Here is a 16,632-nt window from a genome sequence, read left to right as displayed (position 1 = left end):
CTAAATTTATAAACCAAATTTTTCAAATCTAGTATATTAATTTAAAAGTTTGTCCAAACTTTAGATAAGCAAATTTATTTAGGGGGTTGGAAATATGAAAAAATTACTAGTATTCTTTTTGTTGGTTGCAATTATGATGGGTTCATTTACATACATTAATAAACATGGAGAAAAATCTCAGGAAAGTATTGCGGACAAGCTAATAAGGTTTCATGTAATTGCTAATAGTGATACTACTTCAGATCAAGCAGTAAAGTTAAAAGTAAGAGATGAAGTGCTGAATTATATAGCTCCAAAGTTAAAGAATTCTAAAAGCATAGAAGAATCTAGGGAAATACTTAAAGATAATACTAAAGAGATTGAAAATATTAGTAAGCTAGTTATAAATGAAAATGGTTATAATTACGATATTAAAGTTTCTCTTAGTGAAGAAAATTTTCCTGTAAAAAGTTATGGGAATATAACACTACCTCAAGGCAAATATGAAGCCTATAGAATAATAATTGGTTCTGGAAAAGGTCACAATTGGTGGTGTGTTATGTTTCCTCCATTATGCTTCACAGATGTAACTAGGGGAGAAGTGGCTTATAAAGAAATGGAAACAAATATGAAGAGTGTTTTAACTAATGAAGAATACGCACTTATAAACAATTCTGCAAATAAAAGTGGTGAAGAAGAGGATGCCAGTAATATTGATACTAGTAAAATAAATGGAAAGAAAGTTGTTTTTAAATTCAAAGTATTTGATTTTATTGATAATGTGAAGAATAAAGTTGGTGGATTTTTTAAGAGTATATTTAATGATAATAATGAATAATATACTTCTCTTTGCAGATATTAATAGTATATGCACAAGGGGAGGAATTAATTATGAAAATGACTAAGAAAAGGATAATGTATACAATAGCTGTGGCCTTTATTGTTGTATTTTCAACAACATTTGCGATACTTATGACACTTGAAAGAATGGACTATAGAAATTATCTTCAAGCTCAATATAGTAAAAATATGTACCAGTTAATAGATTCTGTAAGTAACATTAAAGTTGATTTGAGTAAATCTGCTATAGTAGGGTCGCGAGAACAAAGTATAGTAGTTTTTCAAGACATATTTAGGTTTGCGACTATTGCCAATGATAAAATTCATTCCATACCAGTTCCGCAAGAGAACATAGATGCAACTAGTAAATTTTTATCTCAAGTAGGCGACTTTTCATATAGTCTATCAAAAATAGCATCTCAAGGGAATGATTTATCAGATGAAGATTATAAGAATATTGAAAAACTGCGGAATGAGGCGGATTATCTGTTGATTCAGTTGAATGAGGTGCAAGCGGATATTAACGAAGGAAAGGTTAAGTGGGGTGAAATAAGAAAGAAAGCAGGTCTAGCCTTTGCAAAAGACAATAAAACGTTAGTAACCGATAAATTTAAAGATATTCAAAAACAAGTTGCGCAATATCCTGCTCTAATTTATGATGGACCTTTTTCGGATAATGTTATGGAAATAGAACCAAAGATACTTGAAGTAGAGAAAATTGATATTAAGAAAGCAAAAGAGATAGTTACTGAATTTTATGGTAAGGATAAAGTTAGTAATATAGAAGAGGTGTCTGGAGAAGGAACTACTAGAGTACCTTCTTATAGATTTAGAGTCTTATTAAAAGATAGAGAAGATGATCAAAAAATAGCAATTGAAATTAGTAAAAATGGAGGAAATATAGTATATTTGTTAGACAACAGAACAGTAGAAAAGCCTAAAATAGATTTAGAAAAAGCTACTGAAGTTGGTAGTGAATTTCTTCAAAATATAGGTTTTGAAAATATGGAGTCAACTTATGCTTTAAATTATAAAAATATTGCAGTGATTAGTTATGTTTATAATCAAGAAGATATAGCTATTTATCCCGATCAAGTAAAATTAAAGATAGCATTAGATGATGGAAAGGTTATTGGAGTTGAATCAGAAAAATATTTAGTATCTCATGTGGATAATAGGGAACTTCCTCAAGTTAAAATAACTCAAGCGCAAGCTAGGGAACGAGTTGGTAAAAAACTAGAAGTGAATTCGGTAAAATTATCATTAATTCCTACAGAAATCAATAAAGAAGAATTATGTTACGAGTTTAGTGGTACATATGAGGAGGAAGAATTCATTGTATATATAAATGCTGAAACAGGATATGAACAAAGAATATTACAGATTCTTAATACACCAAATGGACAGTTAACTATTTAAAGATTTTAAATATTCCGAATGGAAATTCGGAATATTTTTGTAATGAGATTAATTATATGTTAGCATAAATAATTTCTTGTTCACATATTTATTTTCATAGTATATAATTCTAAGTGAACGCTTTTGTATAAAGTTATGTTTTAATGGATACAGATTAAAATTATTTAGCAAAAGAAATAAAAGATTGAAAAAATTAGTTGTAAGTTTTAAGTTGTAAATTACAACTTAAAACTATTATAAATTGCTTCGAGATTTATAATCATTGAGAATGAAAAGAGGTATAGGAATGAAGAAAAAGATAGCAATTTTATTTGGTGGGCAATCAACTGAACATGAAGTATCGAGAGTATCAGCTACATCAGTTTTAAGGAATATTGATTTAAAAAAATATGAAGTTTATCCCATAGGTATCACTAAAGATGGAAAATGGTTTGAATATAAAGGCAGTTATGATAATATTGAAAATGGGCAATGGGAAAAAGATGAATTTTATAAAGTTCCAGAGGGGCACAAAATTTTATTCAACAAAGAAGTAGATGTTGTTTTGCCTATTTTGCATGGATTATATGGAGAAGATGGGACTATTCAAGGTTTATGTAAGTTGCTTGATATTCCGTGCGGAGGCCCAGGGGTATTATCTTCAGCATTGTGCATGGACAAGGTTTACACTAAGTATGTATTGGAAAATTTTGGTGTAAAACAAGCGGATTATGTGGTGGTAAAAAAACATGAATATAGTGAAGAAAAAGAACAAATCCTTAAAAGAATTGAAGATAAATTAGGATATGCTGTTTTTATTAAACCTTCAAATAGCGGTTCATCTGTAGGAATAAGCAAGGCTCATAATAGAGAAGAACTTGTACAAGGTTTAGAAGAAGCACTTAAATTTGATAGAAAGGTATTAGTTGAAGAAGCTATAAATGCTAGAGAAATAGAAGTGGCGGTATTGGGAAATGATAAACCGAAAGCAGCAATACCTGGGGAGATAATTCCTGCAAATGAGTTTTATGATTTTGAAGCTAAATATTCAAATGTAGAATCAAAACTAATGATTCCGGCATCTTTAAATGATGAAAAGTTAGAAATGATTAAAAATGAAGCTATCAAGATATATCAAATATTAGATTGTGCGGGTTTATCAAGGGTTGATTTTTTGGTTGATAGAAATAGTGGAGAGTTCTACTTGAATGAAATAAATACATTGCCTGGATTCACACAAATAAGTATGTATCCGAAAATGTGGGAAGCTTCAGGTAAGAAATATTCTGAGTTAATTGATAATTTGATAGAATTAGCTATCGAAAGGAATAATGGATAAATATATTTTAATTGCAAAAGAAAAGAGGAGAAATTAATGGCGAGGGCTTTAGCTTTATTATCAGGAGGATTAGACAGTGTACTTGCTGCTAAATTAATTAAGGAACAAGGTATTGAAGTTATAGGTATATGTTTTAAATCATATTTTTTTGGAGAAGAAAATGCAGTAAGAATGGTTAAGCAAATAGATATACCACTTGAGGTGGTGGATTTTTCTAAAGAGCATTTAGAAATGGTTAAAAAACCTAAACATGGACATGGTAAAAATATGAATCCGTGTATAGATTGTCATGCAATGATGATGAGATATGCAGGTGAATTATTAGAAAAATTTAATGCTGATTTTATTATTACAGGTGAAGTTTTGAATCAGAGGCCTATGTCTCAAAATAAAACAAGTTTAAGTATGGTTTTAAAAGAATCTGGTATAGCATCAAAAATTTTAAGACCTTTATGCGCAAAAGTACTTTTACCTACTGAAATGGAAGAGAGTGGTATTGTTAATAGGGAAATGTTATTGGGTATCTCAGGAAGAGGTAGAAAAGAACAAATAGCACTTGCTGATAAATGGGGTATAGTAGATTACCCATCACCAGCAGGAGGATGCAAATTGACGGAACCTAATTATTCAGTACGATTAAGAGATTTATTAGATTATAATGAATTTCCAGAAGAAAGAGAGTTGGAATTATTAAAATATGGAAGACATTTTAGAATGTCTCCAATAGCAAAGATAATTTCGACTAGAACGGCGGATGAAGCAGAAGGCATCAAAGATTATTTAAGTGAAAAAGATTTAGTTTTTTTAGTTTCGGAATTCAAAGGTTCAATGGTGTTTATTGTTGGAGAACCAAATGAAGAGGAAATTGAATATGCCGCAAAAATAGCGGGGAGATACTCGAAGGGTAAGGATGAAGAAACTTTAGAAGTAATGTATGGCAATTATAAAAAGCCATTTAATAAATGTGTTAAAGTAAATAAAATTAGTGAATGTGAGTTAAATAAATATATGATAAAGTAGAAAGGTTTTTATTTATGAAGAAAGAAGCAGTGATTAAAGTTTTAAGTTTGCAAGTAGGTAATGAAGAAGATGCAATAGAAGTAGTGACTCAAGGTAATTTCTACAAAAAAGAAAATAGTTATTATGCGGTATACGAGGAAACTGAATTGTCTGGTATGGAAGGAACTACAACTACTTTAAAGATTAAGGATGATGAGTTTTCGCTTATTAGAAGAGGGACAACAAATACAAAAATGGAATTTATAAATAAAGATGATAGTATTTCAATGTATAATACACCTTACGGGACATTGGAGTTAGTAATATCTACAAAAGAGCTAGATATTGATATAGATGATAAAGGTGGAGATGTATTTATTGATTATTACCTTACTGTGGATGGTCAAAAAGCAGCTAATACAAAATTAAAAGTAAACATAAAAGCGAATAATTAATAAAGATGATGTGGAACTCAATTATGGGTATCGCATCATTTTTAATTATAAAACAGTTTAATAGTTTTGTTTAAAAAATAAAATTATGGAAACTATTTTAATGAGGTGGTTTTTTGTTTATCCGAGAAAATTATGAAATAATTATTAGTGTTATTTGTGAATTAAAAGGTATAAGACGAGAAGAAGTACTAGAAATATTAAATGATAGAGAATATAGGTATTTATTATTTTTGTTATTGGAAAAACATAAATGTAGCGATATTGGAGTATTGAAAAATGACTTTTGCAGAATTAATGATAGAAAAATAAAATACAGTATAAAGAAAGGTAAGGAAAAAATTCTTATTAATAGAAATTTCAGAGAAAAATATTTTTTAGTAGAAAATAAAATCAAAAAATTAATATAAAACAAAAAAATATATAGATTTTCTGGATGATATATGTTAAGATTAATGATATGTTTATTTAGAACAATACTACCCCCATTCTATAGGGTAATTTCTATTATAATACTCAATTATTAAAATGTCAAGCATTATTAAGAGGATTTATTACAAAATATCTCTAATATAAAATAGGAGGAAAAAATTTGAGTACAAAATTTGTATTTGTTACAGGCGGAGTTGTTTCTTCATTGGGAAAAGGTATTACAGCTGCTTCTTTAGGAAGATTGTTAAAAAATAGAGGTTTGAAGGTATCTATTCAAAAATTTGATCCATATTTAAATGTGGACCCAGGAACTATGAGTCCATATCAACATGGTGAGGTTTTCGTTACTGATGATGGAGCGGAAACTGATTTGGATTTAGGCCATTATGAAAGATTTATCGATGAAAATCTGGGCAAATTTAGTAATGTAACAACGGGTAAAATTTATTGGTCTGTATTATCAAAGGAAAGAAGAGGAGATTATCTTGGCGGTACAGTTCAGGTTATTCCTCATATTACTAATGAATTAAAGGAAAGAGTATATCGAGTTTCAAAAGAAAAAGATGTTGATGTTGTTATAACCGAAATTGGTGGTACGACTGGTGATATCGAGTCTTTACCTTTCTTAGAAGCGATTAGGCAGATAAAATATGACGTGGGTAGGGAAAATGTTTGTTTTATCCATGTTACATTGGTTCCGTATTTAAGAAAAGCAGGTGAATTAAAAACAAAACCGACTCAACACTCAGTTAAAGAATTAAGGGGTATTGGAATTCAACCTGATGTCATCATTTGTAGAAGTGAGAAACCACTTACTCATTCTATTAAAAGAAAAATTGGTCTTTTCTGTAATGTAGATGAAAAAGCTGTCATCCAAAATCTTGATGCTGAGAATTTATATGAAGTTCCTCTAATGATGCATGAAGAAGGATTAGATACTTATGTATGTGAAAAGCTTAATTTAGAATATAATGATATTGATAACTCTGAATGGATTAATCTTGTTAATAAAGTTAAAAATCTTAGTGGAAAAACAACAATAGGGTTAGTAGGAAAATACGTTGAACTTCATGATGCTTATTTATCAGTAGTTGAGGCATTGAGTCACGGTGGATATGCTAATGATGCAGATGTGAAAATTAAATGGATTAATGCAGAGGAAATAGATTCTCAAAACTACACACAATATTTAAATGATGTTGATGGAATCTTAGTTCCAGGTGGTTTTGGTGACAGAGGTGTTGAAGGTAAGCTATTGGCGGTTAAATATGCTAGAGAGAAAAAGATTCCTTTCTTTGGAATATGTTTAGGTATGCAATGTTCAGTAATTGAGTATGCAAGAAACATTTTATCCTATGAAGGTGCAAATAGTTCGGAAATACATCCAGAAACAAAATATCCAGTTATTGATTTAATGCCAGATCAAAAGGATGTAGATGAAAAAGGGGGTACTATGAGATTAGGAATATATCCTTGCAAGCTAAAAAAAGGCTCTAATGCTGAAAAAGCTTATGGTGAAGAAATTATCTATGAAAGGCATAGACATAGATATGAATATAATAATCAATATAGAACTCAATTACTTCAAGCTGGTTTAGAGATTACAGGAATCAGCCCAGATGAAAGATTAGTAGAAATTGTTGAAGTGACTAATCATCCATGGTATGTAGCTACTCAATTCCATCCAGAATTTAAATCAAGACCAAATAGGCCACATCCATTATTTAGAGATTTTATAAAAGCCTCTTTAGAAAATTCAAAATAAATTATATAAACTTTCATAGATTTTCTATGAAAGTTTATTATTTTATAGTATCATAATAGGAGAATAGGCAATAATTATAAAAAAGCATATCTTTAGAAAATTCCGAAATGCTCTTTATTGGTTCTTTAGAATACCCAGAATAATAGAAAATTTACATATATGTATTGTGGTTGTGAATATAATTGTTACCTAATTGTGGAGGTGTAAAAAATTAATGAATGATAATCTTGATGGCAAGACCGTAGCTCAATTAAGAGAAGTTGCGAAGAATTTGGGTTTGAAGAATATTTCTAAATTCAAAAAATCTGAATTAATAGATAAAATAAAAGAGAGTAAATCTTTTTCCATTGAAAAAGATGGTATAATATTGCGTGAAAGAATCAAAGAAAAAACTGTAACTGAAGAAAAATCTGTTAAAGTTGTTGAAAACAACAATAATAAGGCTAGTACTTTTAAAATAGAAAATAGAAATGACAGTAGTAATAAAAATAATCAGAATAAAAATGATAATGATAAAAGTAAGAATTTGCGACAAATTATAGATACTTCTAATTCTGCTAGAGGAGTTTTAGAAATAAACGAAAGTAATAACTTTGGTTTTTTAAGGGGTTCAAATTATTTGACAACTCCAGATGATATTTATGTTTCACCATCTCAAATCAGGAAATTTAATTTAAAAACTGGAGATGAAGTAATTGGAAAAGTTAGAGTTCCAAAAGATGGAGAAAAATTCAAAGCACTACTTTATGTTCAAAAAGTAAATGGAGAATCGCCAGAAAAAGCCATAGGAAGACCTAGATTTGAACATTTAACTCCAGTTTACCCAACAGAGAGATTAAGACTTGAAACTCATAAAAACAAATTATCTACAAGACTTATGGATATTATGAGTCCTATTGGAAAAGGTCAGAGAGGACTTATAGTAGCTCCCCCAAAAGCAGGAAAAACTACTATTATGAAAGAAATTGCTAATAGTGTTACTGCAAATAATCCCGAAATAAAACTTATTGTTTTGCTTATAGATGAAAGACCAGAAGAAGTTACAGACATGCAAAGGTCTATTAATGGTGAAGTAATATATTCAACTTTTGATGAAGAACCTACACATCACACTAAAGTAGCATCGATGGTGTTGGAAAGAGCTAAAAGAATGGTGGAACAAGGACAGGAAGTGGTTGTACTATTAGATAGTATAACGAGATTGTCAAGGGCTTATAATTTAACAATTACTCCTACAGGTAGAACATTATCAGGAGGATTAGATCCAGGTGCACTATTAATGCCAAAAAAATTCTTTGGTGCAGCTAGAAATATAGAAGAAGGTGGCAGTTTAACAATATTAGCAACTGCATTAATAGAAACAGGTAGTAGAATGGACGATATGATATTTGAAGAATTTAAAGGTACTGGTAATATGGAAGTACATTTAGATAGAAAACTTGGCGAGAGAAGAATTTTCCCTGCTATTGATATCTATAAATCAGGAACTAGAAAAGAAGAATTATTGTTGGATGAAGATGAAAAAAGTGCTGCAATTGCAATAAGAAGAAATATGTATAAGGCAGGAAATACTGCGGAAATATTAGAAAAACTAATTACATTGTTAACAAATACGAAAAAGAATAATGAATTTTTATCAATAATTAACAAACAAAAATGGGAAAGATAAAATCTTTCCCATTTTTTATAATTTCTATGCTTCTTCGTTTTTTAAGTTGTATTTTTTCATGAATCTCTCTACTCTTCCACCTGTGTCTATCATCTTTTGCTTTCCAGTGTAGAACGGATGGCATTGAGAACAAATTTCAACTTTAATCTCTTTAACTGTTGATCCAGTTGTAAAAGTGTTACCACATACACATTTAACTAAAGTATCATGATGGTATTCTGGATGTAATCCTTCTTTCATTTCTTTCACCTCGCTCATAATTATTCTATTTAACCGAATAATTCAAACACATTATCAACTTCATAAATTATATCATAGACTTTTGTGGAAAGTCAACAGATTTAAGTAGTATTTGATATTATTTTAAACTATGCTTTAATAAGTTTCTCAATTCTGTTACAATATAATTGTTCAATTTTTTTTGGAGGTATATTGTATATGTATGGACCTAAAGATCATGGTTGGATTGAAGTAGTAGTCGGACCTATGTATAGCGGAAAATCAGAAGAATTAATAAGAAGAATTACAAGGGCGAAAATAGCAAAACAAAAGGTTCAAGTTTTTAAACCTGAAATAGATAATAGATATAGTAAGAATAATGTTGTTTCGCATAATGGAGATAAGATTGGAGCAATGGCTGTTAATAGTAGCAGTGAATTGTTAGAAAAAGTACAAAATGATACTGAAGTTATTGCTGTAGATGAAGTTCAATTTTTTGATGAAGGTATAGTTGAAGTATTGAAACAATTAGCTGACAATAATAGAAGAGTTATATGTGCGGGACTAGATATGGATTTTAGAGGAGAACCTTTCGGACCTATAGCTCATATTATGGCTTGTGCAGAATTTGTGGATAAAATTCAAGCTATTTGTATAGTTTGTGGAAATCCAGCTACCAGAACACAAAGGCTTATAAATGGAAAGCCGGCAAATTATTCAGATGCTATAGTTTTGATAGGAGCTACAGAATCCTATGAAGCAAGGTGTAGAAAGTGTCACATTGTACCTAGAGATGAGGTGTAATAATGAAAAAAAGAGCGAATGTCGGTGGCCAAGCGGTTATTGAAGGGGTTATGATGAGAGGGTCTAAAGGGCTTGCAACAGCAGTTAGAAAATCTGATGGAGAAATTGAAGTTAAATTTGAAGATACAAAGCCTTTGACAAAGAAAAACAAAATTTTCTCTTTGCCTGTTATTAGAGGATTTATTAGCTTGGTAGACTCCTTAATTATAGGAATTAAGTCATTAAACTACTCTGCTTCTTTTTTTGAAGAAGAAGGGGAACCTTCAAAGTTTGATAAGTGGTTAGAAAATTTATTTAAAGAAAAGACTAACGATATAATTATGGGGTTTTCTTTAGTTCTATCATTGGGATTTTCAGTTTTACTTTTTTTCTTATTGCCAACTTACGCAGCGAATATTTTTAAGAGATTAGATATTAATAATACTATAATTCTTAATATAATTGAAGGTGTTATTAGGGTGACGATTTTTATTGTTTACATACTTCTAATCGGAAAAATGAATGATATAAATAGGGTATTTCAATATCATGGAGCTGAACATAAATCAATATTTTGCTATGAAAATGAAGAAGATCTAACTCCAGAAAATGCTAAGAAATATAAAAGATTTCACCCAAGGTGTGGAACAAATTTTATGTTTTTGGTTATGATCGTGAGTATAATTGTTTTTTCTTTAACTGGGTGGGATTCAGTTATTCAAAGAACAATATCTAGAATTGTTTTGTTGCCTGTGATTTCAGGGATTACTTATGAGATTATTAAATGGATGGGTAAGAGCGAGAGTGATATAGCTAAAGTTTTGGCATATCCGGGATTATCTCTGCAGAAGCTTACCACAAGAGAACCAGATGAGTCTCAGCTTGAAGTTGCTATTAAGGCTTTAAAGGTAGCGGAAGGATTAGAAGAAGTTCCAAAGCCAGAAGAAGTCAAATTAGAAATAGTATAGAAGTAAGAATATTACGATATAAGTTCGTAGTATTCTTTTTATAGTTTATAATAAGGGGTGTAAAAGTTGAAAATAAGTGAATTGCTTATAAAAAGCAATGAAATACTTAAAAGTGCTAATATTGATAGTTATATAATTGATGGTCAATTGATATTATCTAAAGTCATTAAAAAAGATAGGATATTTATTATAACTAATAGAGAGCATGAGTTAGATGGAAAAACGGTACAGGAGTTTTTTCGGTTAATTGAAAAAAGGAAAAATAAGATGCCGGTTAAGTATATATTGAATAATTGCGAATTTATGGGATTTAATTTTTATGTAAAAGATGGAGTTTTAATTCCTCGACCAGATACTGAAATTCTAGTAGAAAAAACTTTGGAAGAGATAGTTAAGTATAATTATAGAACTGTATGTGATTTATGTTGTGGAACAGGCGCGATAGGGTTATCCTTGGCTAAAATGATTCGAGATATCAAAGTGGACTTATATGATATTAGTGATATAGCGCTACAAGTTACTACAGAGAATATTTCAAGATTAGATTTAAAAAATAAAGCCAGTGTATACAAAAGTGATTTACTTAAAAAAGCAAAGTCAACGAATGTAAAATTTGATGTAATTGTATCTAATCCCCCTTATATAAAAGATGAAGTAATTAATACACTTATGGATGATGTTAAAAATTTTGAACCTCATATTGCGCTTAATGGTGGAAAAGATGGATTGGATTTTTATAGAAGAATAACATTGCAAGCTAAAGAAAATCTTAATAATAATGGTTTACTTTCATATGAAATTGGGCATGATCAAAAATATGAAGTGATAAGTATTCTTAAAGAAAATGGATTCACAAGTATTAGAACTTTTCAAGATTTGGCGGGAAAAGATAGAGTTGTTGTGGGTAGGTTAAAAGAGCCATAGCTATTTATATTTTAAAGAAATAAATCTAAAGTTTTTGTGATTTAATATTAATATGATATAATAATTAAATGTGAAAATATGAATACGGAGTGATTTTGATGTTAGATAAACTGGAGTTTATAGAAAATAAATATGATGAATTGTCTATGAAAATCAGCGATCCATCAGTTATGGCTAAACAAGCTGAATGGAGAAAGTTATGTAAAGAACATGCTGAATTAGAGATTATTGTAAATAAGTATAGAGAATATAAAACTGTTGTGACAGAATTAGAAGACAATAAAGAAATGTTAAAAGAAGAAACAGATAAAGAATTAAAAGAAATGATTCAAGAAGAGATTAAAGAGTTACAAAGCAATAAGGAAGTTATAGAAGAAGAGGTTAAAATTTTAATGCTTCCTAAAGATCCAAATGATGATAAAAATGTATTTATTGAGATAAGAGGTGGCGCTGGAGGAGATGAAGCAGCGTTATTTGCAGCTAATTTATTTAGAATGTATAACCGTTATGCTGAGAGACATGGTTGGAAATCTGAAATAATGAGTGCAAATGAAACGGATATTGGCGGATTTAAAGAAGTTGTATTTATGTTAAAAGGAGATGCAGCTTATAGCAAATTTAAGTATGAAAGTGGAGTACACAGAGTTCAAAGAGTTCCTGATACAGAATCAAGTGGTAGAATTCATACTTCTACAGTTACTGTAGCTGTATTGCCTGAAGTTGATGATGTAGAAATACATGTTGATCCTAATGATATTAGAGTGGATGTATTTAGAGCGTCTGGTAATGGAGGACAGTGTGTAAACACTACTGACTCAGCGGTTAGATTGACTCACATACCTTCAGGGATAGTTGTTTCATGTCAAGATGAAAAATCACAGTTGAAGAATAAAGATAAAGCTATGAAGGTATTGAAAGCTAGGTTATTTGAACAGGCAGAAGCTGAGAGACTTGCTGGAATAGCTGCTGATAGAAGAAGTCAGGTAGGAACAGGAGATAGAAGTGAAAGAATAAGGACTTACAATTATCCTCAAGGAAGAGTTACTGAGCATAGAATTGGTTTAACTCTTTACAAGCTAGATAATTTCCTTGATGGTGATATGGATGAAGTTTTAGATGCACTTATTTCTACTGAGCAAGCTGAAAAAATGAAAGAACTAGGTAATTAATAAAACAAAGGCGATTGCCTTTGTTTTTGTTTTTTTGTCAAATTAATTCCTCTTCTAATTCTTGTAATTGATTAATATTATTAATTAGAGTGAGGTGAGTTAGTTGAGTGAAATTTCAAATACTGTAATATATGCAAGTTTATTTTCTTTAGCTGGTACAATGATAGGTTCAATATTTGGGATATTGATTTCAAAACCTTCAAAAAAGATGATAGCAAATTTCAATTGTTTTGCAGCAGGTATAATGATGGAAGTGGTTTTTATTGAATTACTACCATCTTCATTAGAAAGAATAAGAATTGATGTTTTTCTTATTTATATGGGTATTGGCATTGCATTTATGTATTTTTTAGGTAAGCTTTATGAAGAAATTTCTTTAAATAAAGATGTATTTCTGAAAACAGCTATTTTAACATCTATTGGAATAATGCTGCATAATCTTCCAGAAGGAATTATTATGGGAATTGGATTTTTGCATAGTAGTGGTTTAGGAGCAACAATGAGCTTAGTAATTGCAGTACATGATATACCGGAAGGTATTGTAGTATCATCAACATTAGTAGCTTCAAGAATACGTACATATAAAGTTTTGCTTTATTCATTCTTAACTGCTATGCCTACAGTTATTGGATGTTATATTGGGGTTAAAATGTTTTGGATTTCTCCATTAATTATTGGTATATTTTTAGCAATAGTTTCAGGGATAATGTTTTATATTGCATTGTTCCAATTAATCAATAGAAGTACAAAAGCTACAAATTTTAATACTATATTTAAAAGTGTTGTATTTGGAATAATATTAGGTCTTGTAATTACGATACTCTTATAATAAAATACTAAGTAATGGTTAAAAAAATGGAGTTGTTATAAGTGGAAACGAAGATAGTAAAAATAGACGAATCTAAAATAGATAATGAGGTTATCATTGAAGCTGGAAGTGTTTTTAGAAAGGGTGGATTAGTGGTATTTCCTACAGAAACGGTTTATGGATTAGGTGCTAATGCATTGGATGAAGATGCCGTTAAAAAAATCTTTATAGCGAAAGGAAGACCCCAGGATAATCCTTTAATAATACATGTAGCTAGTACAAATGTAGAAAGTTTAGTGGATGATATACCTATAATAGCAAAAAAAATGATGAAAGAACTTTGGCCTGGTCCATTAACTATAATTTTAAAAAAATCACAAAAAGTTCCTTATACTACAAGTGCAGGTCTAGAAACGGTCGGAATTAGAATGCCTTCGAATACTATTGCTAGAAAACTTATAGAAGAAGCCAATGTGCCTATAGCAGCTCCTTCGGCAAATTTGTCAGGAAAACCAAGTCCTACTACATTAGAGAGTTGTGTTGAAGATTTAAATGGAAGGGTTAATTTCATAATTGGTGGAGATATTTCGGAAGTAGGATTAGAGTCTACTATAGTTGATTGTACGGTAGATCCTCCATGCATATTAAGGCCCGGAGCAATAACTCTAGAAAGATTACAAAAAATTGATTCAAGGGTTTATATTGACCCCGCTCTTATAAATAAACCAAAAGAAAATATTAAACCCAAAGCGCCAGGAATGAAGTATAGGCATTATGCGCCAAAAGCACCTTTGAAAATTGTAAAAGGTGAATTAGAAGAAACAGTCTCATATATAAATGAGTGTACAAGTTTGAATGTCCAGAGAGGTATGAGAGTTGGAATTATTGCGTGTGAAGAAACTAAATATGAATATACTTCTGGCATTATTAAATCACTTGGCAAGAGAGCTAACTTGAATGAGATAAGTCAAAATTTATTTAGTGTATTAAGAAGTTTTAACAATGAAAATGTTGACTTAATATTTGCAGAAAGTTATGAAGAAGAAGGAATAGGAATTGCAATTATGAATAGACTAAAAAAAGCAGCTGGATATGATATCATAGAATTGTAGGATATACTTATAAATTTATTGGAGAGAGGATTTATATATGAATCTATTATTCGTTTGTACGGGAAATACATGTAGAAGTGTTATGGCTGAAGGGATTTTTAGCGTTCTAGCAAGGAATAAAAAAGCTAATATAAGAGTTTCTTCTGCAGGGATTTCTGCTATTTCTGGTAGTTTAGCAACTGAAAACGCTGCAATGATACTAAAGTCTAGATTAGGGATAGATGTTTATGAAAGAGAAGCAGTTCAATTAACCAGAGAGCATATGGTGGAAAACACTTTGATATTAACAATGACGGATTATATAGCTGGAGTTTTGAAGAATAATTTTCCTCAACACATAGAAAAAATATATTCTTTTAAAGAATATATTGGTGAAAAAGGAGATGTAGTTGATCCCTACGGAGGAAATATTTTTATATATGAAAAAACTTTTGATATTTTAACAGAAAAGATGGATTTAATTATTAAAAAACTATATGAAAAAGAAGATAATTTATAATAAACATAGGAGGTACATAAATGAAAATAGCTTTAGGTAGTGATCATGGTGGTTATAGTTTAAAATTAGAAGTTATGAAACATTTAGAAAGTAAAGGGATTGAATTTAAGGATTTTGGGACATATACTGAAGAATCATGCGATTATCCTGATTATGCTGAAAATGTTGCTTTAGAAGTTGCTAGTAAGAACTATGATTTTGGTATTTTAATTTGCGGTACTGGAATTGGAATTAGTATTTCAGCAAATAAAGTTCCAGGAATAAGAGCAGCTCTTTGTCATAATACATTTAGTGCTCACGCAACAAGAGAACACAATAATGCTAATATTCTTGCAATGGGAGAGAGAATAGTTGGCCCGGGGTTAGCTTTAGATATTGTTGATACATTTTTGAATTCTAAGTTTGAAGGTGGAAGACATGAGCGTAGGGTTAATAAAATATCAGAAATTGAAAAAAAACACTGCAAATAATGACTTTTATAGTCGTTAAATAAATTTTCAGGAGGTACTTAAATGAGTAGAGTTACACAAATTGCACATCCATTAATATTACATAAACTTGCTTTTATAAGAAGTGTAGATACGGGTTCTAAAGATTTCAGAGAGCTTGTAGAAGAGGTAGCTATGTTAATGGCATATGAAGTTACTAGAGATTTGCCATTAGAAGATGTAGAGATTGAAACACCTATTTGTAAAACAAAATGTAAAATGCTTGCAGGTAAAAAATTAGCTATTGTTCCAATATTAAGAGCAGGACTTGGTATGGTTGATGGAGTTTTAAAACTAATACCAGCAGCTAAAGTTGGACATATTGGAATGTACAGAAATGAAGAAACGCTAAAGCCGGTTGAATATTTCTGTAAAATGCCTCAAGATATAGATGAAAGAGAAATTATAGTTACAGATCCAATGTTAGCTACAGGTGGTTCTGCAATTGATGCTATTGAAGCTTTGAAGAAAAGAGGAGCTAAAAATATTAGACTTATGTGTTTAGTTGCAGCACCAGAGGGTATAAAAGCTGTAATGAATTCACATCCTGATGTTGATATTTATGTGGCTGATATTGATGAAAAATTAAATGAGAATGGATATATTGTTCCTGGCTTAGGAGATGCAGGAGATAGATTATTCGGAACAAAATAGTTAATAAAGTTCTACTGTGCTCAGTAGAACTTTTGTTTTCATTATTTATATCTTCCTCAGGGTAAGATATAAACCATGTGTAAGTTACAATTACAAGCTTTTACGTAGTGAAAGGTGTTCTAAACTTACAACTTA

General features: G+C 30.2%; 18 protein-coding genes. 17 read left to right on the top strand and 1 reads right to left on the bottom strand.

Annotated elements, in window-relative coordinates; genetic code table 11:
* Nucleotides 1-94: 94 nt before the first annotated feature.
* The 8 genes from spoIIR (at nt 95) to rho (ending at nt 8,873) form a co-directional block, all read left to right on the top strand.
* A complete protein-coding gene (gene spoIIR, locus ACQ3F0_RS04710) occupies nt 95-817 on the top strand; it encodes a stage II sporulation protein R (protein WP_428863946.1) in 723 nt (240 codons plus the stop codon).
* Nucleotides 818-870: 53 nt separating this feature from the next.
* Nucleotides 871-2,238, top strand: coding sequence for a germination protein YpeB (ypeB, locus tag ACQ3F0_RS04705; protein WP_428863944.1), 1,368 nt, complete (start codon nt 871-873; stop codon nt 2,236-2,238).
* A 286-nt stretch (nt 2,239-2,524) separates the two neighbouring features.
* A complete protein-coding gene (locus ACQ3F0_RS04700; protein ID WP_428863942.1) occupies nt 2,525-3,556 on the top strand; it encodes a D-alanine--D-alanine ligase family protein in 1,032 nt (343 codons plus the stop codon).
* Nucleotides 3,557-3,592: 36 nt separating this feature from the next.
* Complete coding sequence (locus tag ACQ3F0_RS04695; protein WP_428863940.1) at nt 3,593-4,576, top strand: tRNA 4-thiouridine(8) synthase ThiI; 984 nt, start codon at nt 3,593-3,595, stop codon at nt 4,574-4,576.
* Nucleotides 4,577-4,590: 14 nt separating this feature from the next.
* A complete protein-coding gene (locus ACQ3F0_RS04690) occupies nt 4,591-5,010 on the top strand; it encodes a YwiB family protein (protein WP_428863939.1) in 420 nt (139 codons plus the stop codon).
* A gap of 113 nt (nt 5,011-5,123) precedes the next feature.
* Complete coding sequence (locus ACQ3F0_RS04685; RefSeq protein WP_428863938.1) at nt 5,124-5,417, top strand: ribose-5-phosphate isomerase; 294 nt, start codon at nt 5,124-5,126, stop codon at nt 5,415-5,417.
* Nucleotides 5,418-5,599: 182 nt separating this feature from the next.
* A complete protein-coding gene (gene pyrG, locus ACQ3F0_RS04680; protein WP_428863936.1) occupies nt 5,600-7,204 on the top strand; it encodes a CTP synthase in 1,605 nt (534 codons plus the stop codon).
* A gap of 214 nt (nt 7,205-7,418) precedes the next feature.
* Entirely contained in the window at nt 7,419-8,873 is a 1,455-nt protein-coding gene (gene rho, locus ACQ3F0_RS04675; RefSeq protein ID WP_428863934.1) for a transcription termination factor Rho, read from the top strand.
* A 24-nt stretch (nt 8,874-8,897) separates the two neighbouring features.
* On the opposite strand, the gene rpmE is transcribed toward rho, so the two are convergent.
* Nucleotides 8,898-9,113: a 50S ribosomal protein L31 gene (gene rpmE / locus ACQ3F0_RS04670; RefSeq protein WP_428863932.1), complete on the bottom strand. Its 216-nt coding sequence runs from the start codon at nt 9,111-9,113 to the stop codon at nt 8,898-8,900.
* A gap of 198 nt (nt 9,114-9,311) precedes the next feature.
* Between rpmE and ACQ3F0_RS04665 the strand changes: the two genes are divergently transcribed.
* The 9 genes from ACQ3F0_RS04665 (at nt 9,312) to upp (ending at nt 16,497) form a co-directional block, all read left to right on the top strand.
* Nucleotides 9,312-9,896, top strand: a complete 585-nt coding sequence (locus ACQ3F0_RS04665) for a thymidine kinase (RefSeq protein ID WP_428863930.1) — start codon at nt 9,312-9,314, stop codon at nt 9,894-9,896.
* A gap of 2 nt (nt 9,897-9,898) precedes the next feature.
* Nucleotides 9,899-10,843 carry a DUF1385 domain-containing protein gene (locus ACQ3F0_RS04660; RefSeq protein WP_428863928.1) on the top strand — a complete coding sequence of 315 codons (945 nt, stop codon included), beginning with the start codon at nt 9,899-9,901 and terminating at the stop codon, nt 10,841-10,843.
* A gap of 66 nt (nt 10,844-10,909) precedes the next feature.
* Nucleotides 10,910-11,767 carry a peptide chain release factor N(5)-glutamine methyltransferase gene (prmC, locus tag ACQ3F0_RS04655; protein WP_428863926.1) on the top strand — a complete coding sequence of 286 codons (858 nt, stop codon included), beginning with the start codon at nt 10,910-10,912 and terminating at the stop codon, nt 11,765-11,767.
* 95 nt (nt 11,768-11,862) lie between these two features.
* Complete coding sequence (gene prfA / locus ACQ3F0_RS04650) at nt 11,863-12,936, top strand: peptide chain release factor 1 (RefSeq protein WP_428863923.1); 1,074 nt, start codon at nt 11,863-11,865, stop codon at nt 12,934-12,936.
* A 103-nt stretch (nt 12,937-13,039) separates the two neighbouring features.
* Nucleotides 13,040-13,765: a ZIP family metal transporter gene (locus ACQ3F0_RS04645; protein WP_428863922.1), complete on the top strand. Its 726-nt coding sequence runs from the start codon at nt 13,040-13,042 to the stop codon at nt 13,763-13,765.
* A gap of 41 nt (nt 13,766-13,806) precedes the next feature.
* A complete protein-coding gene (locus ACQ3F0_RS04640) occupies nt 13,807-14,856 on the top strand; it encodes an L-threonylcarbamoyladenylate synthase (protein WP_428863920.1) in 1,050 nt (349 codons plus the stop codon).
* Between the two features lie 37 nt (nt 14,857-14,893).
* On the top strand, nt 14,894-15,355 hold the full coding sequence (locus tag ACQ3F0_RS04635; RefSeq protein ID WP_428863918.1) for a low molecular weight protein arginine phosphatase: 462 nt from the start codon (nt 14,894-14,896) through the stop codon (nt 15,353-15,355).
* 20 nt (nt 15,356-15,375) lie between these two features.
* On the top strand, nt 15,376-15,825 hold the full coding sequence (rpiB, locus tag ACQ3F0_RS04630; protein ID WP_428863916.1) for a ribose 5-phosphate isomerase B: 450 nt from the start codon (nt 15,376-15,378) through the stop codon (nt 15,823-15,825).
* A gap of 42 nt (nt 15,826-15,867) precedes the next feature.
* Nucleotides 15,868-16,497 (top strand): uracil phosphoribosyltransferase, encoded by a 630-nt coding sequence (gene upp, locus ACQ3F0_RS04625; protein ID WP_428863914.1) that lies wholly within the window; start codon nt 15,868-15,870, stop codon nt 16,495-16,497.
* The last annotated feature ends 135 nt before the right edge of the window (nt 16,498-16,632 follow it).

This window comes from Clostridium sediminicola (assembly GCF_050402865.1).
GTDB lineage: Bacteria > Bacillota > Clostridia > Clostridiales > Clostridiaceae > Clostridium_AF > Clostridium_AF sediminicola.
Note: the sequence above shows the minus strand (reverse complement) of the source record. Positions and strands in the feature narration are given on the sequence as shown.

What these genes read in the sequence shown, in the direction of transcription:
- rho (WP_428863934.1), top strand. Translation starts at nt 7,419, where the DNA reads ATGAATGATAATCTTGATGGCAAGACCGTAGCTCAATTAAGAGAAGTT.
- ACQ3F0_RS04695 (WP_428863940.1), top strand. Translation starts at nt 3,593, where the DNA reads ATGGCGAGGGCTTTAGCTTTATTATCAGGAGGATTAGACAGTGTACTT.
- ypeB (WP_428863944.1), top strand. Translation starts at nt 871, where the DNA reads ATGAAAATGACTAAGAAAAGGATAATGTATACAATAGCTGTGGCCTTT.
- ACQ3F0_RS04690 (WP_428863939.1), top strand. Translation starts at nt 4,591, where the DNA reads ATGAAGAAAGAAGCAGTGATTAAAGTTTTAAGTTTGCAAGTAGGTAAT.
- ACQ3F0_RS04700 (WP_428863942.1), top strand. Translation starts at nt 2,525, where the DNA reads ATGAAGAAAAAGATAGCAATTTTATTTGGTGGGCAATCAACTGAACAT.
- upp (WP_428863914.1), top strand. Translation starts at nt 15,868, where the DNA reads ATGAGTAGAGTTACACAAATTGCACATCCATTAATATTACATAAACTT.
- rpiB (WP_428863916.1), top strand. Translation starts at nt 15,376, where the DNA reads ATGAAAATAGCTTTAGGTAGTGATCATGGTGGTTATAGTTTAAAATTA.
- ACQ3F0_RS04665 (WP_428863930.1), top strand. Translation starts at nt 9,312, where the DNA reads ATGTATGGACCTAAAGATCATGGTTGGATTGAAGTAGTAGTCGGACCT.
- ACQ3F0_RS04660 (WP_428863928.1), top strand. Translation starts at nt 9,899, where the DNA reads ATGAAAAAAAGAGCGAATGTCGGTGGCCAAGCGGTTATTGAAGGGGTT.
- spoIIR (WP_428863946.1), top strand. Translation starts at nt 95, where the DNA reads ATGAAAAAATTACTAGTATTCTTTTTGTTGGTTGCAATTATGATGGGT.
- ACQ3F0_RS04635 (WP_428863918.1), top strand. Translation starts at nt 14,894, where the DNA reads ATGAATCTATTATTCGTTTGTACGGGAAATACATGTAGAAGTGTTATG.
- rpmE (WP_428863932.1), bottom strand. Translation starts at nt 9,113, where the DNA reads ATGAAAGAAGGATTACATCCAGAATACCATCATGATACTTTAGTTAAA.